Here is a 24,308-nt window from a genome sequence, read left to right as displayed (position 1 = left end):
TTTCTTGCAATTCAAGGAATGACTATTTAAACTATTTAGATAACGATTCTGAAAGGAATGACAGCATGAGTTTACCCTCCATTGATGCGTATGTATCAGAACATAAAGAGCAAACGCTCAACACACTATTCAAGATTTTAAGACAAGAAAGCATCAGTACACAGAATAAAGGAATGAGAGAATGTGCCTCTCTTATGCAAGACCTAATGAGAGAAGTAGGGATTGAACCCGAGTTATATGAAACAAAGGGACACCCTATTCTATACGGTGAACTTAAATCAACGAATCCTGAAGCCAAGACCATCTTGTTGTATGGTCATTATGATGTTCAGCCTCCCGACCCGCTTGATCATTGGCAAAGCCCTCCGTTTGAACCAACCATTCGTGATGGACGAATCTTTGCTCGTGGAGCCGGTGATAACAAAGGACAAATTGTTGCTCAGCTTTTAGGTGTAAAAGCATACCTGGACTCTTTTGGAACACTCCCCGTTCACTTGAAGTTTGTGATTGAGGGTGAAGAAGAAATGGGCAGCGTGAACTTACCTGAATTCGTGGAAGAGCATAAGAACATGCTCGAGTCAGATCTTGTTTATACGGCTGATGGTTCCTCTCATAGTAGTGGCCAGCCCCTTGTTTTACTCGGAGTACGCGGAATGCTTTCCCTTGAAATTGAGATAGAGGGTGCGGCGTTTGATAACCACTCTGGGAACACTGGGAATATTGTTCCGAATCCTGCATGGGAACTAGTTGAACTTCTGCACACCATGAGGAGCTCAGATGGGCGCGTTCTTGTTGAGGGTTTCTATGATCATATTCGCCCAGCTACGGAGGAAGAAAAGAAGCTTTTAAAGGATCTCCCATTTGACGCGAGTGAAGTCGGAGAAAAGATCGGGTATCCGTCCCTCTCTTTAGATGGGCAAAGCTATCATCATAAGCTGACGATGGAACCTACGTTTAATATATTCGGGATGAAAAGCGGCTACTTAGATCAAGGTGTTAAAACGATTACACCTTCTAAGGCAAGTGTAAAAGTTGATACAAGACTTGTGGTCGATCAGGACCCAGCGGATGTGTTTGTAAAGATTGAGCGTCATGTAAAGGCTCATCATCCAACGGCAACGGTTCGCTTTCTTGGTTCCATGAACCCTTCTAGAACTCCTGTAGATACAGAGATTGTTCAACAAGCGATTACCGGGATTAAGGAAGCATTTAATCAACAGCCGTTGATCCAGCCTAGTCTAGGGGGATCTTTACCTGATTATGTTTGGACAAACATCCTTAAGGCCCCTTCTATGCTCATGCCCTATGCGAACTTTGACCAGCGCAATCATTCACCAAACGAGAATATCACCCTTGATCACTTCTTCAACGGCATTCGTTGCACGGCCCATGTGATTCATGAGTTAGGGAAATGATAAAAGAGATTGAAGAGGATGAAGTAAAGATAGAAATGTGATATGGTTCCGCTCCAGTGGGAACTTCGCTTTCCGCGGGTACGGCCTCAGCCTCTTACGCGTAAAACCATCGCTACAGAGTCTTCACCACGTACTGTATCCGCAGGAGTCTACGTTCCCACTTCCGCTAGAGTAGATACATACATAAAAGACTAATGATTCAATCCCGAATCATTAGTCTTTTTTCTTTTTAACCTATTCCTCCGCAACAGCTTTTAACTTAGAAACAATGACTGTCCAGCCTCCATCCATTCTTTCTCTAATGACTGCACTTTTTTCTTGTGCCTTCCCTATCATTTCATCGGCTTCACCCCAGCCACCATGTGTCACTGTGCATTCGGTTCTGTCCCCCACCTCTTTTAGAGATAGATTCACAAACCATCCTTCTGTATCCCAATCAAACGTTAATTGATTCGGCTCTTCTACATGCGTGACTTTACAAGGAGAAGGACCGAATGGTGATTTCAAATTAAATTCGTGACCTTCACTCGCTTTTATGTCTCCAGGCATAAACCATTGTGCAAGACCTGCTGGTGTCGATATAAGCGACCATACCGTATAGATTGGTGCATTCATTTCCACCTTTTTTTGAATCTCTCTTACTTCTTTTTGATTCATATCAATTCTCTCCTTATGCTTTTTATACATCATGCACGTTATCGTATATCTTTAGTCTCGTTTAAGTCTACACACTATCCTAATTACCTATTTATAACTCTACCACTTCAATTCACTTATACATCTCATAAAATCTGATCATAAAAAGTGATTGTAATTCGTCGATAAACCAACGATTTTCCGCCCCACCATTCTAAAAAACAAGCATGAAAATAACCAAACTCTTTATTGCCTAGCTCCATATTACTTTATTCTTAATTTTCAAAATACTACTGTTTTCTACTTATAGATTAGCTATGATACGTGTAACAGCGAGATTTACATAAAAAAGAAAATATCTAGGAAGAGGTGACGATTTTTAGGAAGAAAAATTAAATAGAAAAGGAGAAAAAGATCACATGAACAGACGACTAAGAAAAATGATGTCCATCTCCCTTGTATTCTTGTTTGTCTTTACCATGTTTACCCCACACCAGACGTCAGCCCAATCCGCTAGTACGTCTATTTTTGATTTTACCCAATCAAGCTCTGAAAAAATTAGTGAGCGTGTCTATGAAGAATTTGAGGACGCGGAATTCGTTACATTTCTATTAAAATTTAAAGAGCAAGTGAATACGGCTGAGGTGGCGAGCACTGTCTCTAGCACACAGCAGGCTCAGAATGCTTCAGCTTCCCAGATGAAGCTGCTTGAGCGCTCTGCGGTTGTCTCTAGCCTACGTGCCACAAGTATTGACAGCCAGAAAGAAGTAACGGCTTTTCTTGAAGGTGAGCTAGAGGAAGAACGAGTGAAAGATTTCCAATCATTCTTTATCGTAAATGGAATGGCCGTTACCGGTACAAAGGAAGTAATGGAAAAGCTAGCTTCTAGACCTGAAATTGAAAAAGTGCTAGCAAATGAGATGAGACAATTAAACCCTACAGAACAAACATCAGCGGAAACACCTGAAGTGGCTAGTGATTCTGACATTGAATGGAACATTGATCACATCGGTGCTCCAGCTGTATGGGAGCAAGGGATTGATGGAACGGGTATTGTCGTTGCCTCAATTGATTCAGGTGTCGAGTGGGATCATCCAGGACTAATTGAACAATATCGTGGATATGATCCATCTGACCCTGGAAATTCTGATCATGAATTTAACTGGTTTGATGCGACGGCAGGTAATCAGACTCCATACGATGATGATGGTCATGGTACACATGTGACTGGAACGATGGTTGGAGTTGAGCCAGATGGATCGAATGCGACTGGTGTCGCGCCCGGCGCTAAATGGATTGGTGTAAAAGCGTTCACTCCATTCGGCGGATCAGATGCTGATCTATTGGCTGCAGGTGAGTGGATTATTGCCCCTACAGATGAAGATGGCAACCCTCAACCTGAGAAAGCTCCAGACATTGTCAATAATTCATGGGGCGGCGGTCCTGGTCTTGATGAGTGGTATCGTCCAATGGTTGAAAACTGGAGAGCCGCAAATATTTTCCCTGAGTTTTCAGCTGGAAACACCACTCTTTTTAACCCTGGTGGTCCAGGATCTGTTGCAAACCCGGCTAACTATCCTGAATCATTTGCCACAGGAGCAACAGATATTAATGATAACTTAGCAAACTTCTCACTTCGCGGACCGTCTCCATACGAAGAGATTAAGCCTGAGATTTCAGCTCCAGGCGTGAACATTCGCTCTGCTGTGCCAGGGGGCGGCTATGAAGGTGGCTGGAACGGAACATCAATGGCCGGTCCTCATGTTTCAGCGGTAGCGGCATTACTTTTACAAGCAAATGCATCGCTTTCTGTTGATGACTTAGAAGAAATTTTGATCTCAACAGCCATTCCTCTTACAGATGATGAGTATCCTGAAACACCTAATAATGGCTATGGACACGGGCTCGTTAATGCGTATGAAGCCGTATCCTCCGTTCTTGACGGGATTGGGACTGTTTCAGGTAGCGTAACAAAAGATGGTGAAGATACAGAGCCACCAAGCTTTGAACATGATCCAGTAACAGAAGGATATGCAGGACTTGACCTTCCATTATCGATTACAGCTACTGACAATGTAGCGGTAACAGATGTAACTCTACATTACGGTTCAAGTGATGAGTGGACATCAGTTGAAGCCACTCAAACAAGTGGAAACCACTTATCCGGAACGTATAGCGCGACAATCCCTGCCGATGCGGTAGATGGGGAAGCCATTGGATACAAATGGACCATTACAGACTTTGGCGAGAACACTACGGAGTCTGATGTGTATGAAGTGACGATCCTTCCTTCCATTGGCATTGGTTATGAAGAAGACTTTGCAACCAAACCAAATGGCTGGTACTCGTTTGGTTCAAATGATGTCTGGGAATGGGGAGAGCCCGTATCTGGTCCTGGCGTTGCTTTAACTGGTGACAATGTGTATGCAACAAACCTTTCTGGAGATCATCCGAATAATGCGAACATGACACTTGTGATGCCTCCAATTGATTTAGACGAAGGACAAGCCTTCCTGCAATTTACTCATTGGTATGAGCTTGAAAACAACTATGATTTCGCCCATGTCTTTATTTCAACAGATGGCGTGGAGTGGGAACAACTTGAGCGCTTTAATGGCGCAACGGCTGATTGGATTGAAACAGAGATTGATCTATCGAGTTATGCCGGCGAACGGATCTACCTAGGTTTTAATGTAACCACAGACATTTCAATTACAAATGAAGGCTGGTTCTTGGACAAGGTCGCACTATCAAATGAGTCCACGCAGCCAACCTATCATCCAGGTGTTGAACCACCAAACCATACGTTCTTTAACCGCAACCTTGAAAAAGAAAACGTAAATCCTGCTGACATTAAGCCAAAACAATCAGACATACAAAAACCAGCTGGAGCAAAAACAGATACTGAGTTTGAACTTGCTGCTCTTCCAGTAGAAGCAACAGTGAATGTACTTGAGAGCGGACGATCTGTTCAAACCAATTCTGCGGATGGAAGCTATTCTCTTAAGCATGCACCAGGCGAATTCACATTACGTGCTGATGCGTACGGCTTTGTATCTGAGGAACAATCAATCACAGTGGAAGCTGATGCTACTACAACGGCACACTTCACGTTAACAGAAGTAGCAACAGGAACTATCTCTGGAGTTGTTAGTAACGAAGCAACGGGTGAGCCTGTATCAGGTGCCACAGTTACGTTACTTGAGGATGGACATATTGCTCCTGTAAAAACAAATGATCAAGGTGAATATGAGCTAAGGGCTTATGAAGGAGAATATACTGTTCAAATCACCGCTCCGAGCTTCTACAGCCAGACAATCGAAGTAATAGTCACTGGTGGAGAGACCGCTTCACACGATGTAGCCCTGCAACCATTTATCGGCTACGAAGGTGAGATCGGTTATGATGACGGTACAGCTGAGAATGCACGTGCTTACTATGAAGCAGGAAACGGTTGGGCCGTGAGAATGTCCCTTGCTGAAGGCGAGGAGAGAGCTGTCCTAACTGGTGGTTTATTCCGCTTCTGGGACGAGGAATGGCCTGTACCTGGAGGAACGGAATTTAAGGTAGCCGTTTACGATGCAAGTGGTCCGGACGGTTCTCCTGGCAAGCAAATTGCTGGACCAATTGATGCGACAGCGAAACGTGATGGTACGTGGACAGAAGTTGATTTATCTGGTGAAGGGATTATGGTTGAAGGCGACTTTTACCTTACGTACATTCAATCTGCCGCAGATCCAAATGCACCTGGTCTAGCGATTGATGAAGATGGTCCAGTTGCAGAACGAAGCTGGGAGTTTATTGGCGGAAGCTTTACACAAACTCCAGCCGATGAAGGGAATTACATGATCCGTGCAAAAGTGAATTATGAACTAAGCGCACCAACGATTACGTCTCCGGAAGATGGTACAATGACAAATGAAGAGGTTATTTTAATTGAAGGAACGTCTTCCGCTGCTTCAGGCATAATCATCTACAATGACGGAGAAGAAGCAAGTACAACTACCACTGATGAATCTGGCGTATTCACAACTGACGTAACACTTGCGGAAGGTGAAAACACATTAACGGCAGCGGTTGTTACAGAGTCTGGTGATAGTGACCTTTCTGAAGCCATTACTGTGATTCTCGATCAAACAAGCCCCGAGCTTGAGATTACAGATCCAGTGGATGGCTCTAAATCCAATCGCGAAACCGTCACGGTAAAAGGTACGGCAACAGATGAGAACCTTGATACCGTAACCGTTAATGGTCAAAATGCAACTGTAGAAGAGAACGGAAGCTTTAGCCAACGAGTTCTGCTTGAGAACGGAATTAATGACATTGAAGTTGTTGCAACCGATCTAGCAGGAAATTCAACAACAGAACAAATCAGCATTGACGTAAAGTTTGATGCTCTTGTTATTGAAAACCTAAAGCCAGACGAGGATAAAACGCTAAAATCTGGTGAATCCGTAAAAATTGAATTTACAAGTGAAGAAGACTTGGATGCGACCTTCATCATCCGCATGCCGCTAACAAACATCACCTCTAATGCAACGGAGCTTCCTATCCGTGAAGAGAGCGATGGTACGTATGTTGGATACTGGACAGCCACCTCCAACATTGAAGTAGAAGGCGCAGAGATTGAAGTGATCGTCCGTGACGACTACGGCAACGAAACACGTAAAGTGGCTCCAATGAAATTGAATGTAAACGTAGAAGAATAATACCAAGTGATCAGTCCCTCGTACGTGGTGAATACGAGGGGCTGTTTTCTATATGACATCGAATCCTATTGAGAGTTTTTCTGCCCCATTTACAATGATGGTTAATTGGTGTGTACCTGGATAATGCGTGCGTGTTGAGAGATCTTGGAATGAGTGCGTGCGCGAATAGTTCTTGATTTCATTTTTCTTAATCGTTGTGTCGGAAAGTTTAAAGACCTTTCGGGTGCGGTTGCCACGTGCCTTCACGTAGTCTATCGCATAATCAATTCGTAGCTTCGTTTCAGTCTCTGCTTGAAGTTGAAATGAAAAGTCGATCACTTCCCCAATTTGAAGAGATTCTGCCCCGCATTGAAACTCTTGTATATGTAACTTTTCACTATTTTCATAGCCAAATAAATGAAGAATGTCCGGGTCACCCTTTTTTAATAGGCTTCGACTGGCATGCTTAATAATCCAATCCGTATCAGAGTGCTCGTTCACCCAATTTGTTGCAATGTCTTTGAAAAGAGCGGGATGTGTTTTGGTTACATCATTTAAGCTATTCGCCACACTTCTGCGTACATATAAGGACGGATCTTGTTTAAGTGATTCAAGGATTGGCAGAATCAAAGCTGGGTTCTCTTTAATAGTAGGTATCGAGATCCCCCAAGGTAATCTTGGACGGCTCCCTTCACTCGCAAGCCTACGCACGTGTTCATTTTCACTTTGGGCCCACGTCATACTCTGCTGAATCATGCGCTCTGAATCCTTTATAAAAAAGGGACGAACTGCAAATTCCGCCGTAGAGTACTGGGTGAATCGTTCTAACGCCTTAATAGAAGCTTCCCAATCATTCAACCCGTACACTTGAACATAATCTGAGAAAACAAGACCCGCGAGCCCGCTATAGTTCGGCGCAACCTGCATGAGAATGTCAAGCGCCTCCTGGTAAGAAGCTGGGAGCGTCGCGTGTATGGCCTCCGTGATTCTACGTTTACGTTGCATCAGTTCAAGCTGCTCCCAATCTGCTTGTAAAATGATTGATTGATATTCATCCGCTTTAAAGCGTGGTTCAGCTTTTGCTAGATCCATCTTAAGTTGTTGAATAAACGCTTCATTGTAAACAGCCTTCCTTAGCTCCATTCGCCATCCTCCTTTTACACTCATTATAAGAGAATGTACGTTCCCCTGCAACTTCTTATGACGCGTTGATTCCGTTGACAATGGCTCTTGCTGCTTTGTTTTGGTAATCCTCTGTTTTTAAGAGACCAGCGTCCTTTTCATTTGAGACAAAACCAGTTTCAACAAGAACAGAAGGCATGCTTGTATGTTTTAACACGTAAAAGTCAGCTGCAAACACGCCACGATTTTTATTACCGGTTGATTGTGCAAGTTCCTTTTGTATAGAAGTTGCTACCTGCTTCCCTCTGGTACTTCCTTGATAGTAAAAGGTTTCAACCCCATTAGCCCTCGAATCCGAGTACCCATTGGCATGGATGCTTACAAACAAGTCCGCAGCCCATTTGTTTGATTTTTGCACACGATCTTCAAGTGATACAAAGATGTCTGTTTCTCTCGACATCAATACCTCATACTCTTCCTCTATTAATAAATCTCTGACCTTATTCGCTACAGACAAAGCAACAACCTTTTCATAGAGATCATTGCCAATCGCACCCGGGTCTTTCCCCCCGTGCCCTGCATCAATCACAACACGTTTTACCTGGAAGGATTCAGCAGGCTCTGACTCAGGTGCCTTCTCTTCTTCAGAAGGAGTGATCTGTTGTGGTTCTGGTGTTCTCTCCATTTTCATCAAATATGCGGTGCTTATAAAACCTAACTTACCTTGATACGTAATTTGTCCCCACCCGTTACCAACATCAATGTACTCCACGCGTTCACCAGGAGACAAGCTTCCAATAATATTCCCCGCTTCACTTGGCTCAGATCGAACATTTAATGAAACTTGGGTATCGACCTCACCCATCTCCGCAGCATGAGCATTTTCTCCAAATGCAACCATAAACAACACCGACATAAACATCATGATTAGAACCTTTCTCATCATGTAAACCCCTCTCCCAATCCGTTAACCTCATAATCTATTTCTCTAGCATTGACAGGTTAATAGAAATTAATCATGAATTGGATGAAAAATTTATAGAGGAACGGGGGATGGTGGTCAGGTTTAGCGTTTTACTTTAGCCCAGCCGGCTAATGCTCCAATTTTCCTTCTAATGCTCCAGTTTCCACACCTAACGCTCCAACCTTCCTTCTAATGCTCCAGTTCTCATACCTAACGCTCCAATCTTCCTTCTAACGCTCCAACCCCCACACCACAACAAAAAACCCTCCACATGGGAGGGTCTCTCAACTATTCAGCGGACAAAACCGTTCGCAACGTCTCTACGTTTTTGTGCATTAAAGAGAAGTAGTCTTCGTCATTGGCGACATCTTCATCGGTTAATGCTTCGAGTGGGTAGATCGTCAGTGCTTCTGCACCGATTTCACTTTGTACAACTTCAGCTACAGCTGGCGTAATGTTCGGTTCAAATAAAACGTAGTTCAGTCCAAGCTCTTCAGCGTGGTCAATCGTTTGGACAAGCTGACTTTGTGATGGTTCATTCGTCGGGGAGATGCCTGCAATTCCAATTTGATTAAATCCATAACGCTCTTCCCAGTATCCGTATCCAGCGTGAGAAACGATAAATGTATCAAGGTCCGCCTTCTCAGCAACCTCTTTAAATTCAGTATCTAATTCTTCAAACTTGGAAACCAACTCATCATAATTACTGTTAAAATAGTCTTCTTGCTCAGGTAACATCTCAACTAGCTGGTCCTTAATATTCCCTGCTAATTCAATGGAGAGCACTGGATCTAACCAGACATGTGGATCGAATTCACCGTGAGTATGTCCGTGATCATCATGTCCATCATCATCGTGGTCATCAATTGAGATCGTCACTGGATTTGATTGAGCGATGATCTCTTGATTTTCATCCAGAAGCTTTGCTTGAATTTGTTGACCATCCTCTGCAGTTCCTTCATATTCCGCAGATTCGTTCCCCTCAACTACTTCCCAGGCACCTTCATCTGTAGCATCTTCTCCAGCTGCAAGCGTGTACCATTGCCATTTACCAGATTCAACTTCATCAGAAGCTTTTGCTGTAAGATGTACGTGATCGCCTGAATGATAGTGATCAGAGACGCCTTCAATGTTCACTGTTTCGTCAGCTTCTCCTTCGTGATCATGGTCGTGATCATGATCCTCTTCTTCATGTCCATGCTCATCGTCCCCATGTTCATGATCCTCTTCTTCATGTCCATGCTCGTCGTCCCCATGTTCATGTTCATGATCCTCTTCTCCATGACTGTGATCGTGATCATGGCTATCCGCAATCAACTCGACCCCGTCCGTTGCTTCTAACGTCACGACACCTTCTCCATCCACTGCACTGACAACCTTATCAGCAAAGGCCTCCATCCCTGCTCCACTATAGAAAAAGGCGTCGGCACTCGCTACCTTCACCATTTCTGTTGGTGTAGGTTCATAGGTATGAGCATCGGAACCAACGGGTACCATATTGGTAACGTCTACGTAGTCGCCTCCGATTTTTTTCGTCCAGTCTTCTATTGGAAAAATGGTTGTATAAATTTCAAGTGTTTCGCTAGTGTCATTGTCCGCATCTCCTGATCCCTGTGAGCATGCGTTCAAGAATAGTAGTGCTGCTCCTGCTAGTGCTAAGCTTTTTTTCATTGTCAGACTCCTTTTTCGTAATAGTTCCGATCTATGTACTGGAGTCAGTATATCGTAACGATTCTTATTTGTAAATGATTTTCTCCTCTAAATAAAATAAAAAGTGGCGACTCGACTAGAGACCGCCACGCGCTGCATTATTTATACGGTTACCTTGTTACGACCACTTCCCACTTCCACATCTGCTTCAGGAACAAAGGCAAGGATCACTCCACCAATGATAAATAAAAGAATCAGGCTGAACACTCCAGTCGTTGAGCTTCCAGTAAGTTGCGCTGTAACAGCAAGAAGTATCGGTCCCATCACCGCAGCAAATTTCCCAAAAATATTATAGAAACCAAAGAATTCATTGGCGCGGTCTTTAGGGATAAGCTTCGCATAATAAGACCGACTTAACGCTTGAATGCCTCCTTGTGAAGTCGCAACGAGCATTGCAAGAATCCAAAAATCGAGTGCAGAATTCATAAAGTATGCATAGATACAAACAACAATATATACAACAATTCCTACGTACAACATCTTCTTACCAGTAAATCGCTGTGCCAGCCTCCCATATAAAATAGCAAAGGGTGCCGCTACGATTTGAGTTAAAAACAAAATGAGTAATAAGCTCGTAGCATCAATTCCTAGATCGGTTCCATAAGCAGTGGACATTTTAATAATGGTCCCTACCCCATCAATATAGAAAAAATAAGCAAGTAAAAACAACATTAGTGTTTTATATTGACGAATATCTTTGATTGTCTGCCCAAGCCGCTTAAAGCTTTTAACCACCGGCTTCGACTCGCGTTTTATAAAATGAACTTGCTTTACATGACGAAGCATTGGGATACTAAAGACTCCCCACCAAACGGCTGTAATTACAAATGAAATTTGACTTGCCGCTGTTACGGTTAGTGGTAAAAATTCCATCTGAGCACTTAAGATTATGAGAATGCATAGAAAGAATGGAATGGCACTCCCAATATAGCCCCATCCGTATCCCCTGGCAGATAAATCATCCATTTTCTCCTCATCCGTTACGTCTACTAAAAAGGCATCATAGAATACATTTGCTCCTGCAAATCCAATTGATGTAATCGTATACAATATCAGCAGCGCCAACCAGCTATCAAAAGGAACAACTGCAAGCATAGCTGTAGAAACGACTCCAATTAAAAAGAAAAACGCGAAGAATTTTTTCTTCAATCCTTCATAATCAGCAATCGTGCCAAGAATGGGACTAAGCATTGCAAGGATGAACGTAGCAACCGCAATGGTGTAACCGAGATAAGCTGTTGAATTAACGCTTGATATCCCTGCAGCCTCTGCCCCAGCCTTAAAGAAGATCGGAAAGATCGCAGTTGTAATAATAACCGAGTAAGCTGAATTAGCCCAGTCATAAAGCATCCAGCCGCTTTCAACCTTACTGAATTTTTTCAGGCCAAACACCTCCTTCATCTATTGTATAGCACCCTCTTATTTAATAGGACATCATTACAATTTTTTACATAACTGAAATAAAAAAAGAACCTTAAGCTCCTCGCTTAGGATTCTTCTCTATGTAAAAACGGACATTTCCCTGTAAGAGGCTCTACGTCATCTCCAATAAAAAATTGCTTCCATTCATTATGAGTAGGATCTCCAAAATGACTGATGTCCGGATGCGTCGGTAACTGATCCCATGCCTCCGTGCGCTCTCTCACCTTTTCACGAGACATGATGCCTCCTTTTTCTGTCCCTTCAAGCCCTTTAAAGATTTTACGCGGCTGAAAGCCAAGGACAAGGCTATTCCCTAAATTTCTTGTTCGTCTCTGCTTGTAGGCTGGCGCGTTCCCAAATGCAAAAATGGGTTCCCCCGCAAAGTGAAAGTCCCATAGATAATGTGCTGGATCACGAGGGCTTTCCTTTGGCCATGGAATGGGATCCTCTTCATGGAGATACTGAAGAATTCTCCAGAAGTAATCGCGGTAGTACTCGATATCCTGCTCACCTTTTTCTGGTTCGACAAACACGAATAGTCCATGTCTAATGAAAGGTGGGTCTCTGAACAATTGAAGAAATTGATCAACCGCTTTTGGGAGGTTTGACCAATCGTCGTGCGAGAGGTAGGAATAACGAAGCTCCCCTTTATTTTCGGCCTTCATTCCGAAATAACATGGAAACGTTGAATCAGTCACAGTGTTATGAAAGGTTTGGTATTCATTTATAAGCCATGCTGGAACAATAGAAGGATTTGTCATATCCTCTTTTACTAATAAACTACGATGGTCCACGCGTGCTCACCCTTTTCCGAAAGTTTAAAAAGCAACGATGATTCATTCATACGCAGCTTTTTTCGTCATCATGCTACTCATGTTCTTCCTTTATTTCGGGTGTATGAAACCAACATTTCTGATAATCGAGAAATCCAAAGTCGTCAAGTTCAACTCCATAAGCATGTGGATGCGTATAAGCCTCTTGTTTTGTCAGATACAGTGGAATGATACTTGTCGTGTCCACTAGATAACGATCGACTTTTTTTAGAATGTCTACTGGCTTTAGCTGCAGACAGGCTGCTCTTGTATATGTCTTTAACCACTCCGATTGATTTAAATCAAACATACTAAGGAACCATTCATTGTGACCTAATAGAAATTGAATAAACGATAACTCCAAGTCGCTTGTATTAACCATTGAAACAAGTACTAAATCGGCTTTATCTCTTGTTTTCTTGTCAACTAGTTCATGAATTGGAACCGTTACGACCTTTATAAGAAACCCATTCTTCTTTAAGTCTCGAGCAAGCCAAAACGCATCACTTACGTTTAGGGAGTGTTCATTCGTATAAAGCGTTAGTGAAATGGGCTCAGCACTTTCTGCTATAGCGTGATACGTAGGCTTTACTTCCTCACCATATAAAGAATGACAACTGCACAATCGGTTCTCCCCAAGTTCATTAACCATTTGTTCTTTATCGATGGCCGAATGTAGACGTATCCTAATCTTCGTATCTCTTAGATCACCGTCTTTATAGGTATTACAGATGAGAACTTTTCTTTCAAGATTGACTCGATTGTTTTTGGACCAATTTGTGACGGCCGTATCACTCTTAGATGGGACATAAGGATAAAATTGTGCATCTTTTCTCCACTGGATTGAGGAAGGCAGTGTCCAGATTCGAATAATATCTAATAACGGACGCTCTTTAAAGTAGGTATCTACAGCTTGAAGCTCAATCAGCTCAGATTCGTGTTCAACAATTCGAAATGGCCCCGTACCAATTGGGTGCTTGTGCTTAAGATCGTCTGATTTTTGTATGATAACAGCTTGAGGGAGTGAAAGATATCGTAATAAAAGAGGACAAGGCCTTTTAAAATCTAAAGCAATTGTGTAGCGGTCCAGGTTTTTAATATCATGAAGACCATCAACCATCCAAGGATTCTCGTTAATCAATCGCTGTAAGGTATATGCTACATCCTCTGACGTGAGCTCCTGACCATTGTGAAAGAACACTCGCTTCCTCAAATGAAAGACCCACTTATCAGCTTCAGCATTAACCTTCCAACTGTGCGCAAGATGTGGATAAACTTCTCCACTAAATGAACCACGTTTTGTTAGACCGTCAAACACTTGATGAATAAGATGCATCTCCATTTGCCTAAAAGCAAGGATTGGATCCAACCGCCCAATCTCTCTAATGTATGGGAACTGCAAAACATCCCTCTTCGTGTCTACATTCATTTCCTGTTGAAATCCCAATTTACTATTGATCCAACGGTACAATTCTTCTTTCCATTCATCTGTAAGATTAAGTTCATCTATTAACAGAAACATTTGTTTCAGTTGTTTCTGATCAAACAATTCTTGAATGTCTTCCAACTGAAGCTCCTCAACGGTCTTATGGAAAATAAGATAGGATTGCTTCGATCGACCTACCCCAGGTTTCCATTCAAGCCATTTGAAAGAATCTAGCTTCTTTAAAATGAAGTTAACGTTCCTTCGCGAACAAAATAACACTTTTTCTAATTCAGCCAAGGAAGTTGGTACCTGAGATGAGGTGCCTTCTATCTGAAAGTGTTGAATAAGTTGTTTATAGTGATCAAATGGCTTCAATACTCTCCCTCCTAAAAGGTGAAATAACTTAAGTTAAACCCTACGCTTTTTATGCATCTTTTACAATCTATACTTACTATAGGAGGTGCATGATTCATGTTAAGCAGGTCAGTCGCTATTATAGTCGGTGTAATTGTCACAGTTCTTTGGTCAAGCTCATATATCTTGAATGCTTGGGCTTTTGAGGAAGGGATAGGGCCATTAACACTTGCAGGAGCAAGATATTTAGTAGCAGCCATTGTATTAACAGTGGTTGTCCGATCTGTTCATTTATTTGATAAAAGAGAGAACGACGCAAAGCTGAAATTAAACTGGAGGATTCTTCTTTTACTCGGACTAACTGGTTATTTATTCGCACAAGGTTTACAATACGCAGGTCAATTTTATATGACACCAACTCAAACATCTTTGTTTTTAAGCATTGGCAATACAAGTGCAGTGCTTTTAGTTGACTATGCGTATACCAGAGAAAGCAGAAGTCGTTCGTCCATTTATGCACTCCTCGTATTATCTGTCGGAGTGCTTACTTACTTTTATCCTTGGGAGCTTAAACAAATTTCATTTATCGGGATAACTCTTGTCCTCTTTTCTTCTATTGTATATGCGCTCAATCTTACAATCAATCGAAGTCTACTGCGCCAAAAAGTCACTCGAACAGAAGATCTTATCCTATTTCCTATGCTTATAGGAGCTGTTGGATTGTTAGGTGTTGGCCTTACAATTGAAGAGATCCCCTCCCTTACACCAAAACTTGTCCTTCTCATTCTCTGGCTCGGCAGTGTAAATGGGGCTCTAGCCTTTTATCTATGGACGTGGACTCAGAGACACCTCAAAGCATATGAAAGTAGCTTATTAAATAACTTGTTGCTTATTGAGATCGCATTACTGGATGTAATATTTCTCCATCGTCAATTAAGCTTGATGCAAGTGGTAGGTATCCTCATCGTAGCCGCTTCTATTACATACGTTCAGCTAAGTCCACTACTTAAAAAAAGGCGTTGATCCATTAGCCAACTTTGGATCAACGCCTTTTCTACTGATGACTATATAAAGATAAAAATAGAAACGATAAACCCAATAATCATAAACGGTATAACGAGTAATAGCGCAACGATTATAACCATTAAAAGAGCCATCCATGCGGAAAATCCATGCGCTTCTCCATAGGATTTTAGAGAGATAATTACTGTCCATACAAATGCAATTAATTGAAAGAAAATTAACGCGTTTGGCATTCCTCCAGTTATAAACCCGAGCGTAGACATCTCTCTTGATTGAATCAATAAATCAACACTATAGAAATATTCTTCTCCTCGAATGGCAAAATCGACAAAGCCAAGAAAAACAGTTAATAAGGATGGAACCATCGACCCTCTAACTACTGCAACACGGAGATCTGAGGCATATCCACGTCCTCCAAGCCATCTACCAACGACTGCGTTAATCCAAGAACTGAAATAAAGCATAAAAAGTCCCCCTGCCGTCCCACCAAAAACAACATATAAAGTGAGATTAACGGGATTAAGGTCTGGACTATTCTGATCGTAACTCGTAAACGCAGTTAACATTCCAATCACTATACTTAGTAAAATAAAATACTTTTCTCGATCTGGTTTCTCTAGTTCCTGTCTAATAACAGCCCTAGGCTTAAACCATATATGTAACCACGGATTTAATTTTTCCACATTCCTCACTCCTCTAGTTATTCACAATCCATATATACCCTTTTTTCTCATTGTAAACCAAGCATAATAATAGGTCTTTTGTTTAACCTATGAATAGGTGGTGATAGGTATGAAAGAAACTAAAAAGAGTAGTAATCAAAAGCCAATAATCGTGGACCCGGTTGGCCTTGATCAAGATGAACAAGAAATGAACGGTGATTATGGTATGCCGGAAACGGATTACGAAGATCAGCTTCATGAGAAGAAAGAGTAGTTAAGCAGCACACAGACTCAATGCCTGTGTGCTATTTTTCTAAGCGATACACCAATCTCACCATGTCCCTACACCAAATCCCATTTTCAACGATCTTCTCTGGATAATGTTGTACAAAAAAATCGTGATCAATCCGGTCAATTCTGAAACCACATTTTTGATAAAAAAGTAACGCATCCATACTTGAATTACCCGTACCTACTTCCAAGAAATGAGCGCCCATCTGTTTTGCCTTTTTACTAACAGCTTTTATCAACATCGAGCCAATCCCTCTTCCTTGGAGGTCTTTGTTAACGGATATGTTCATAATTTCATACGTTTCATTCGTTATCTGACAAAGAACCACGACTCCGATGATCAAATCCTCTTCAACAGCTACAAAGCAATCTCCCTTGTGAAGGTAATCTTGGACGAGTTCTCTCGAAGGATCCGCTTCAAGTAATAAGTCCCATGGTAATTCATCATTAGCATCTAAATACTTAATATGCATAAGCGACCTCCATGATATGGCATGTTTTTAATTATACAATAATTCCTAGTTAAATTAGAAAGACTCAGCAAATCCTAAGATTTACTGAGTCCCATTCGATCCATTTAAATGGTTATGACAGTCCCTAAAGGCCCTGTTGCAAAGCGGAAGAAAACCACATGCCCTGCACTAGCTGCCTCAGCTGGTGAGTTAACTAAGCTGACTGGAAAAGCAGAACGGTTATTAATCGTAATCGTATCCCCTACTGCATAGTTCTGAACTCTAAATACTGACAAGTTTCCTCCTCCATCTGCGTTGGCTGTTGGCGCAACCGCAGTAGCAACTCCATTAATGATAAGTGAGAATACTGCATTGACCGGAGTTAAAGCTGCCATATTCAATACAATCCCTATATAATACAGACCCGGTGTGATAACAGTAAACGTTCCTGTCGCAGGTACAAATGTGATTCCCGCGTAAGCCCCAGGCGTTAAGCCCGTTAAGACACCACCAGAAGCAATGGTTTGAGGTTGAACATTGCTATTAAAGAATGGCTGCGCTGCAATGCCCGTGGCTCCGGTTGGCCCGGTTGCTCCTGTTGCTCCGGTTACTCCTGTTGCTCCGGTTACTCCTGTTGCCCCTGTGGCTCCGGTTACCCCAGTTGCTCCTGTTACTCCTGTTGGCCCTGTTGCCCCGGTCGCTCCAGTTGCTCCTGTTGGCCCTGTTGCTCCTGTTGGCCCCGTTGCCCCGGTCGGCCCCGTGGCTCCCGTTGGCCCCGTGGCTCCAGTTAGCCCTGTGACTCCAGTTGCTCCGGTGGCCCCAGTTGCTCCGGTGGCCCCAGTTGCTCCCGTGGCTCCAGTTAGCCCTGTGACTCCAGTTGCTCCTGTTGGCCCCGTTGCCCCGGTCGGCCCGGTTGCTCCTGTTGGTCCAGTTACTCCTGTTGGTCCAGTTACTCCAGTGGCTCCAGTCGCTCCCGTGGCTCCCGTTGCTCCGGTTGCCCCTGTCGCTCCTGTGGCTCCCGTGGCTCCGGTTGCTCCTGTTACTCCCGTGGCTCCGGTTGCTCCTGTTACTCCCGTGGCTCCCGTCGGCCCGGTTACTCCCGTGGCTCCTGTGGCTCCTGTGGCCCCTGTTGGCCCTGTCGCTCCCGTTGCTCCTGTGGCTCCTGTGGCTCCTGTGGCTCCAGTCGCTCCCGTGGCTCCGGTTGACCCTGTCGCTCCTGTGGCTCCTGTGGCTCCTGTTACTCCCGTGGCTCCCGTCGGCCCGGTTACTCCCGTGGCTCCGGTTGCTCCTGTGGCCCCTGTTGGCCCTGTCGCTCCCGTTGCTCCGGTTGCTCCTGTGGCCCCTGTTGGCCCTGTCGCTCCCGTTGCTCCTGTGGCTCCTGTGGCTCCAGTCGCTCCCGTGGCTCCGGTTGGCCCTGTCGCTCCTGTGGCTCCAGTAGGTCCAGTAGGTCCAGTTGCCCCGGTGGCTCCGGTTGTCCCCGTTGCTCCCGTTGCTCCTGTTGGCCCCGTTGCCCCGGTGGCTCCGGTTGCTCCCGTGGCTCCGGTTGCTCCTGTTACTCCCGTGGCTCCCGTCGGCCCGGTTACTCCCGTGGCTCCCGTTGCCCCTGTTGGCCCTGTCGCTCCCGTGGCTCCTGTGGCTCCCGTCGCTCCCGTGGCTCCGGTTGGCCCTGTCGCTCCTGTGGCTCCAGTAGGTCCAGTTGCCCCGGTGGCTCCGGTTGGCCCCGTGGCTCCCGTTGCTCCCGTTGCTCCCGTTGCTCCCGTTGCTCCCGTTGCTCCCGTCGGCCCTGTTGACCCGGTTGCTCCTGTGGCTCCGGTTGGCCCCGTTGCTCCCGTCGCTCCTGTTAGTCCTGTTGGCCCCGTTACTCCCGTTGCTCCCGTTGCTCCCGTCGGCCCTGTTGACCCGGTTGCTCCTGTGGCTCCGGTTGGCCCCGTCGCTCCCGTGGCCCCGGTTACTCCCGTCGCTCCTGTGACTCCTGTTGACCCTGTTGCTCCCGTCGCTCCCGTCGGCCCTGTTGACCCGGTTGCTCCTGTGGCTCCCGTTGGCCCCGTGGCTCCTGTGGCTCCCGTGGCTCCCGTCGGCCCTGTTGACCCGGTTGCTCCTGTGGCTCCTGTCGCTCCTGTTGGCCCGGTTGCTCCTGTCGCTCCTGTTGGCCCGGTTGCTCCTGTCGCTCCTGTTGGCCCCGTCGCTCCCGTCGCTCCCGTCGCCCCGGTTGCTCCCGTTGTTCCTGTTGCTCCTGTCGCTCCCGTTGCTCCCGTGGCCCCTGTGGCTCCGGTTACCCCGGTTGCTCCTGTTACTCCTGTTGCCCCGGTCGGCCCGGTTGCTCCTGTTGGTCCAGTTACTCCAGTGGCTCCCGTTGGCCCCGTTGCCCCGGTTACTCCGGTTGCTCCTGTTACTCCAGTCGCTCCGGTTGACCCTGTTGCTCCCGTTGCTCCTGTTGGTCCAGTCGCTCCCGTGGCTCCAGTTAGCCCGGTGGCTCCCGTGGCTCCGGTGGCCCCTGTCGCTCCTGTTGCTCCTGTTGGCCCCGTTGCCCCGGTTGCTCCTGTTGGCCCTGTCGCTCCTGTCGGCCCCGTTGCCCCGGTGGCTCCCGTTGGTCCCGTTGCCCCGGTGGCTCCGATGGCTCCCGTGGCTCCGGTGGCTCCTGTTGCTCCCGTGGCCCCTGTGGCTCCGGTTACCCCGGTTGCTCCTGTTACTCCTGTTGCCCCGGTTGCCCCGGTCGGCCCGGTTGCTCCTGTTGGTCCAGTTACTCCAGTGGCTCCCGTTGGCCCCGTTGCCCCGGTTACTCCGGTTGCTCCTGTTACTCCAGTCGCTCCGGTTGACCCTGTTGCTCCCGTTGCTCCTGTTGGTCCAGTCGCTCCCGTTGCTCCGGTGGCCCCTGTCGCTCCTGTTGCTCCTGTTGGCCCCGTTGCCCCGGTTGCTCCTGTTGGCCCTGTCGCTCCTGTCGGCCCCGTTGCCCCGGTGGCTCCCGTTGGTCCCGTTGCCCCGGTGGCTCCGGTGGCTCCCGTGGCTCCGGTGGCTCCTGTTGCTCCCGTGGCCCCGGTTGCTCCCGTTGGACCTGTGACTCCCGTTGCTCCGGTTGGCCCTGTCGCTCCTGTTGCTCCAGTTGCTCCTGTTACTCCCGTGGCTCCAGTCGGCCCAGTTACTCCTGTCGGCCCAGTTACTCCCGTGGCTCCAGTCGGCCCAGTTACTCCTGTCGGCCCAGTTACTCCCGTTGCTCCTGTAGCCCCGGTCGCTCCTGTTGACCCGGTTGCTCCAGTGGCACCGGTTACTCCCGTTGGCCCTGTGGCTCCCGTTGCTCCGGTCACTCCCGTTGCTCCGGTTGCTCCGGTTGACCCGGTTGACCCGGTTACTCCTGTCGCTCCCGTGGCCCCGGTTGCTCCTGTTACTCCAGTCGCTCCGGTTGCTCCCGTTGCTCCTGTTGGCCCGGTTACTCCCGTTGGCCCTGTGGCTCCCGTTGCTCCGGTCACTCCCGTTGCTCCGGTTACTCCTGTCGCTCCCGTGGCCCCGGTTGGCCCTGTGACTCCTGTGACTCCCGTTGCTCCCGTGGCCCCGGTTGTTCCTGTTACTCCAGTCGCTCCCGTTGCTCCCGTTGCTCCGGTTGCCCCTGTTGCCCCTGTTGCCCCTGTTGCTCCCGTTGCTCCAGTGACCCCTGTTACCCAGGTTGCCCCGGTTACTCCTGTCGCCCCGGTTGGCCCTGTTGCTCCCGTTGCTCCTGTTGGCCCCGTTTCCCCGGTCGGCCCGGTTGCTCCGGTGGCACCGGTGGCTCCGGTTGCCCCGGTGGCTCCTGTTGGCCCGGTTACTCCCGTTGCTCCGGTTGCCCCAGTCGCTCCCGTTGGTCCGGTTGCTCCCGTTACTCCCGTGGCTCCCGTTGCTCCGGTTTCTCCCGTTGGCCCCGTTACCCCTGTGGCTCCCGTTGCCCCGGTTACCCCGGTTTCTCCTGTCGCTCCGGTAGGCCCAGTTACTCCCGTTGCTCCTGTAGCCCCGGTTGCTCCAGTGGCACCGATTTCTCCCGTTGACCCGGTCGGACCGGTTACTCCCGTTGCTCCTGTAGATCCAGTAGGTCCCGTTGTTCCCGTCGCCCCGGTTGGCCCGGTTTCTCCTGTCGGTCCAGTCGCTCCCGTCGGACCGGGCGGACCGCTCGCAACAAAACTAAACTCAGATGAAAGTAAAACAACGTCATCAATCACTATATCCGCTGCCCCAATTAACGCACTAACATTAATTGTAATGATTGCTGATGCTGTTTCAAGTGGCGCAGCCAAAGTTGTTTCATACACTGTTAACCAAGTTGAATCTATGGCATTGGGAATGCCATCAGGTTGGACAATTACATTAAGTGCCGGTCCAATTAATGTACCCGCCGCATTATAATACTGCATCGTTACGTTGACTTCCGGAGAAGGCAAGTCGCTTGTTTTTGCTAAAGACAAAAATAATTCAAATTGGTCTCCAGCTAGTACCTCTACTTGTTGCGTTAGTGTAGATCCTACTCCACTTGGTAATTGAAATGAAAAGAATCCAGTGTGACTATAGATCGAAGTAACAAACCCATTCGCAGTCACCCAAGGAAATAAAATACCTTCCTCAAATCCGCTGTTAGCTATTTTATTTAAGAGCATATAATCTCTCCTATCTACTAATAACAATTCTTACATACTAGTGTATTGAGCGGTCTTACTTGTGAACCTTCTTCTGCCTACTAAAGCAAGAACAAATGACATAAAAAATATACATAAATGATTTAATAGACCATCAAAATTAAAAATACTGCTCTATAAAAGAAAGGGCTTACTTATCTTACATCTCTTTTAATACCTACTTGACTTATCAGATATAAAGGTTTTATAATTTCTGTAAATGTTAAGAAAATTGAAATGTATAGTTAGATACCTGAAGACACCATCCTTTTCGGGATGGTGTCTTCTTTACTAATAGGGAGGGTATGAACATGGATTTCCACTGGTTTTTACCGACTGATGGGGACGGACATTATTTAGGAACGGATCATCTTTCTCGTGAAGGAAACATCAGCTATTACACTCAGATCGTCCAAGCGCTTGATCGTTTAGGTTTTGAAGGGGTGCTTGTACCCACAGGAAAAACATGTGAGGATCCCTGGGTTGTTGCTTCTGCCTTGACTCAAGTGACAGAACGTTTGAAATTTTTAATCGCCGTTAGACCTAGCATCATGTCTCCTACCGTAGCAGCTAGAATGGCATCTGCTTTTCAACGCTTATCAAATGGAAGACTTTTATTAAACGTCGTTACTGGTGGGGACTCTAAGCAGTTAGCTGGGGACGGAGTCTACTTATCAAAAGATGAGCGATACGAGGCGACAGATGAATATTTAAGAGTGTTTAAAGAGTTGATCAAAGGGGAAAGAGTTACATTTAATGGGAAACACATTCAAGTGACAGATGCTGAAGTTCTTTATCCACCTTCTGACCAGCCAATTCCTTTATACTTTGGGGGTTCATCAGCACCAGCGCTCGATATTGCAGCCAAACATATTGATCAATATCTAACGTGGGGCGAGCCACCACAGATGGCAAAGGAAAAAATTGATCAAGTTAAAACACTCGCTACTTATCAAGGTAGAGAACTTGGCTATGGAATGAGAATACATATTATTGTTAGGGAGACAGACGAGGAAGCGTGGGATGCTGCAGAAAAGCTATTAACCTATGTTTCTGAAGAACAAATTGCTAGTGCGCGAAAGGCATTCGGTGAAGCTGAATCTGAAGGTCAAAAAAGAATGGCTAGCTTAACGTCTAGTAAGGAGCTGGAGGTTAGTCCTAATTTATGGGCTGGCGTTGGTTTAGTTCGAGGTGGCGCCGGGACGGCATTAGTCGGAAGTCCACAAACGGTCGCTGCGAGGCTGCGTGAATATGAGGAGCTGGGCATTACCTCTTTTATCATGTCCGGATATCCACATTTAGAAGAAGCGTATCGTGTCGCTGAATTGTTATTCCCCATTCTTAAACCAGATGCGACTAAATCAAATCGTTCTGCCAATCTGTACGGAAAAGCTTATTCATCTTAAAAAACATAGAAAGTAGGAAAATGATGAAATCTCTACCGCGTATTTTAGGATTGCTTTCTTTAGTCGTATTAGCTAGTTGCGCTCCCGCTAATTCCGACCTATCATCAGGCACTGATGGTTCATCTGATTCAGATGTGACAATTAGTTTTATTCACTGGAGAGGCGAAGATAAAGAAGCGTTTGATTCTCTTATTAACGAATTCGAAGATGCGAATCCAGGAATTTCTGTTGATATGAACATTTACCCTTCAGATCAGTATCAGTCGCAAGCGCAAACATTGGTAAGAGATGGATCCACAGGGGATGTGTTTACCTCTTTCCCCGGAGCTCAATTTGATGCGTTAAACAAGATTGATGCATTTGCTGACTTAAGCGATGAACCGTTTTTAGATCGTTTTGAGGATTCCTTAATTGAAGCTGGTCAAAAAGATGGTGTTCAGTACGCCATCCCCTATCAGCTAGTTTTTAATCAACCCGTCTATAACGTTGATATCTTTGAAGAACTAGGTTTAGACATCCCCCAAGATTGGGATTCATTCTTAGAGATGTGCCAAACGCTTTTGGATAATGGCTATATCCCTATTGCGTTCCCAGGAGCTGATATTGGTCCTGGCCAACTTATGAACAGTATGATGATGAACAATGCTCCAGACGAAGACATTTTTGAAAAACTTCAAGCTGGACATGTGAAGGCTACTGATGAATGGTGGGTTAAGACTCTTAATCAGTTTAAAGAACTCGAGGATCTTGGCTACTTTCAAGAGGACTCTTTAGGCACCCAACACCCAGCGGCCATCTCTTTGGTTGCTCAAGAAAAAGCGGCCATGCTTGCAACTGGCTCCTATGCCATGGCTGGATTACTTGAACAAAATGAAGACTTGAACCTTCAGCTCCTTGCACCGATTACGGTTGATGAATCGGAAGCTACGTATGAAGGCATTCATACAACAACCTTTATGCTTGGTGTGAATAGTCAATCTGAGCACCCTGAGGAAGCAAAAGCGTTCATTGAATTCTTATCTGAAAATGGACCAGCAAGTGAATACGCAAATGCTACTGGTCAACATTTGACAGTTAAAGAATTAGATTATGAAACAGACGAATTACGTGATACAGCTGAGTGGATGGATAAAAACACAAGATTTCAGCCACGTTTCCTCATCACAAATGCGGATGTGGAACAGGCATTAATATCATCCATTCAGGATGTGCTTGCCGGCACAGATCCAGAAGATGCAGCTGCTTCTGCACAAGGCATCATTGATCAACACATTGACTAAATCAGATGCAT

Annotated in this window: 16 protein-coding genes; 6 read left to right on the top strand and 10 right to left on the bottom strand. The window is 45.7% G+C overall.

What is annotated here, in order from left to right:
- Positions 1 to 65: 65 nt before the first annotated feature.
- On the top strand, positions 66 to 1,415 hold the full coding sequence (locus tag NSQ54_02230; protein WYP26953.1) for a M20/M25/M40 family metallo-hydrolase: 1,350 nt from the start codon (positions 66 to 68) through the stop codon (positions 1,413 to 1,415).
- Positions 1,416 to 1,649: 234 nt separating this feature from the next.
- On the opposite strand, the gene NSQ54_02225 is transcribed toward NSQ54_02230, so the two are convergent.
- A complete protein-coding gene (locus NSQ54_02225; GenBank protein ID WYP26952.1) occupies positions 1,650 to 2,072 on the bottom strand; it encodes an SRPBCC domain-containing protein in 423 nt (140 codons plus the stop codon).
- Between the two features lie 398 nt (positions 2,073 to 2,470).
- On the opposite strand from NSQ54_02225, the gene NSQ54_02220 reads away from it, so the two are divergent.
- The gene (locus NSQ54_02220; GenBank protein WYP26951.1) at positions 2,471 to 6,760 is read left to right on the top strand and encodes a S8 family serine peptidase; all 4,290 of its coding nucleotides are present in this window, start codon (positions 2,471 to 2,473) and stop codon (positions 6,758 to 6,760) included.
- Positions 6,761 to 6,808: 48 nt separating this feature from the next.
- Here the strand turns inward: NSQ54_02220 and NSQ54_02215 are convergent, their stop codons facing one another.
- The 6 genes from NSQ54_02215 to NSQ54_02190 all read right to left on the bottom strand — a co-directional run bounded on the left by NSQ54_02215 (position 6,809) and on the right by NSQ54_02190 (position 14,570).
- Positions 6,809 to 7,882: a DNA alkylation repair protein gene (locus tag NSQ54_02215; protein WYP26950.1), complete on the bottom strand. Its 1,074-nt coding sequence runs from the start codon at positions 7,880 to 7,882 to the stop codon at positions 6,809 to 6,811.
- 55 nt (positions 7,883 to 7,937) lie between these two features.
- On the bottom strand, positions 7,938 to 8,804 hold the full coding sequence (locus NSQ54_02210; protein WYP26949.1) for an N-acetylmuramoyl-L-alanine amidase: 867 nt from the start codon (positions 8,802 to 8,804) through the stop codon (positions 7,938 to 7,940).
- A gap of 309 nt (positions 8,805 to 9,113) precedes the next feature.
- A complete protein-coding gene (locus NSQ54_02205) occupies positions 9,114 to 10,496 on the bottom strand; it encodes a zinc ABC transporter substrate-binding protein (protein WYP26948.1) in 1,383 nt (460 codons plus the stop codon).
- A gap of 141 nt (positions 10,497 to 10,637) precedes the next feature.
- Positions 10,638 to 11,936, bottom strand: a complete 1,299-nt coding sequence (locus tag NSQ54_02200; GenBank protein WYP26947.1) for an MFS transporter — start codon at positions 11,934 to 11,936, stop codon at positions 10,638 to 10,640.
- 86 nt (positions 11,937 to 12,022) lie between these two features.
- Positions 12,023 to 12,718: a YqcI/YcgG family protein gene (locus tag NSQ54_02195; protein WYP28481.1), complete on the bottom strand. Its 696-nt coding sequence runs from the start codon at positions 12,716 to 12,718 to the stop codon at positions 12,023 to 12,025.
- Positions 12,719 to 12,824: 106 nt separating this feature from the next.
- Positions 12,825 to 14,570, bottom strand: a complete 1,746-nt coding sequence (locus NSQ54_02190; protein WYP26946.1) for an ABC transporter substrate-binding protein — start codon at positions 14,568 to 14,570, stop codon at positions 12,825 to 12,827.
- 96 nt (positions 14,571 to 14,666) lie between these two features.
- Here NSQ54_02190 and NSQ54_02185 point away from each other — a divergent pair, with 96 nt between their 5' ends.
- On the top strand, positions 14,667 to 15,572 hold the full coding sequence (locus NSQ54_02185) for a DMT family transporter (protein WYP26945.1): 906 nt from the start codon (positions 14,667 to 14,669) through the stop codon (positions 15,570 to 15,572).
- A gap of 41 nt (positions 15,573 to 15,613) precedes the next feature.
- Here the strand turns inward: NSQ54_02185 and NSQ54_02180 are convergent, their stop codons facing one another.
- Positions 15,614 to 16,255, bottom strand: coding sequence for a YIP1 family protein (locus tag NSQ54_02180; GenBank protein WYP26944.1), 642 nt, complete (start codon positions 16,253 to 16,255; stop codon positions 15,614 to 15,616).
- Positions 16,256 to 16,364: 109 nt separating this feature from the next.
- On the opposite strand from NSQ54_02180, the gene NSQ54_02175 reads away from it, so the two are divergent.
- Positions 16,365 to 16,508, top strand: a complete 144-nt coding sequence (locus NSQ54_02175) for a DUF4021 domain-containing protein (GenBank protein ID WYP26943.1) — start codon at positions 16,365 to 16,367, stop codon at positions 16,506 to 16,508.
- 31 nt (positions 16,509 to 16,539) lie between these two features.
- On the opposite strand, the gene NSQ54_02170 is transcribed toward NSQ54_02175, so the two are convergent.
- Together NSQ54_02170 and NSQ54_02165 are read right to left on the bottom strand one after the other, a co-directional pair.
- Positions 16,540 to 16,998, bottom strand: coding sequence for a GNAT family N-acetyltransferase (locus tag NSQ54_02170; GenBank protein ID WYP26942.1), 459 nt, complete (start codon positions 16,996 to 16,998; stop codon positions 16,540 to 16,542).
- A gap of 104 nt (positions 16,999 to 17,102) precedes the next feature.
- A complete protein-coding gene (locus tag NSQ54_02165) occupies positions 17,103 to 21,593 on the bottom strand; it encodes an NTTRR-F1 domain (protein WYP26941.1) in 4,491 nt (1,496 codons plus the stop codon).
- A 329-nt stretch (positions 21,594 to 21,922) separates the two neighbouring features.
- Here NSQ54_02165 and ssuD point away from each other — a divergent pair, with 329 nt between their 5' ends.
- On the top strand, positions 21,923 to 23,017 hold the full coding sequence (ssuD, locus tag NSQ54_02160) for an FMNH2-dependent alkanesulfonate monooxygenase (GenBank protein WYP26940.1): 1,095 nt from the start codon (positions 21,923 to 21,925) through the stop codon (positions 23,015 to 23,017).
- A gap of 23 nt (positions 23,018 to 23,040) precedes the next feature.
- On the top strand, positions 23,041 to 24,297 hold the full coding sequence (locus NSQ54_02155) for an extracellular solute-binding protein (protein WYP26939.1): 1,257 nt from the start codon (positions 23,041 to 23,043) through the stop codon (positions 24,295 to 24,297).
- Positions 24,298 to 24,308: the final 11 nt, after the last annotated feature.

The sequence above is a fragment of the Alkalihalobacillus sp. FSL W8-0930 genome (assembly GCA_037965595.1).
Taxonomy (GTDB): domain Bacteria; phylum Bacillota; class Bacilli; order Bacillales; family Bacillaceae_D; genus Alkalicoccobacillus.
Note: the sequence above shows the minus strand (reverse complement) of the source record. Positions and strands in the feature narration are given on the sequence as shown.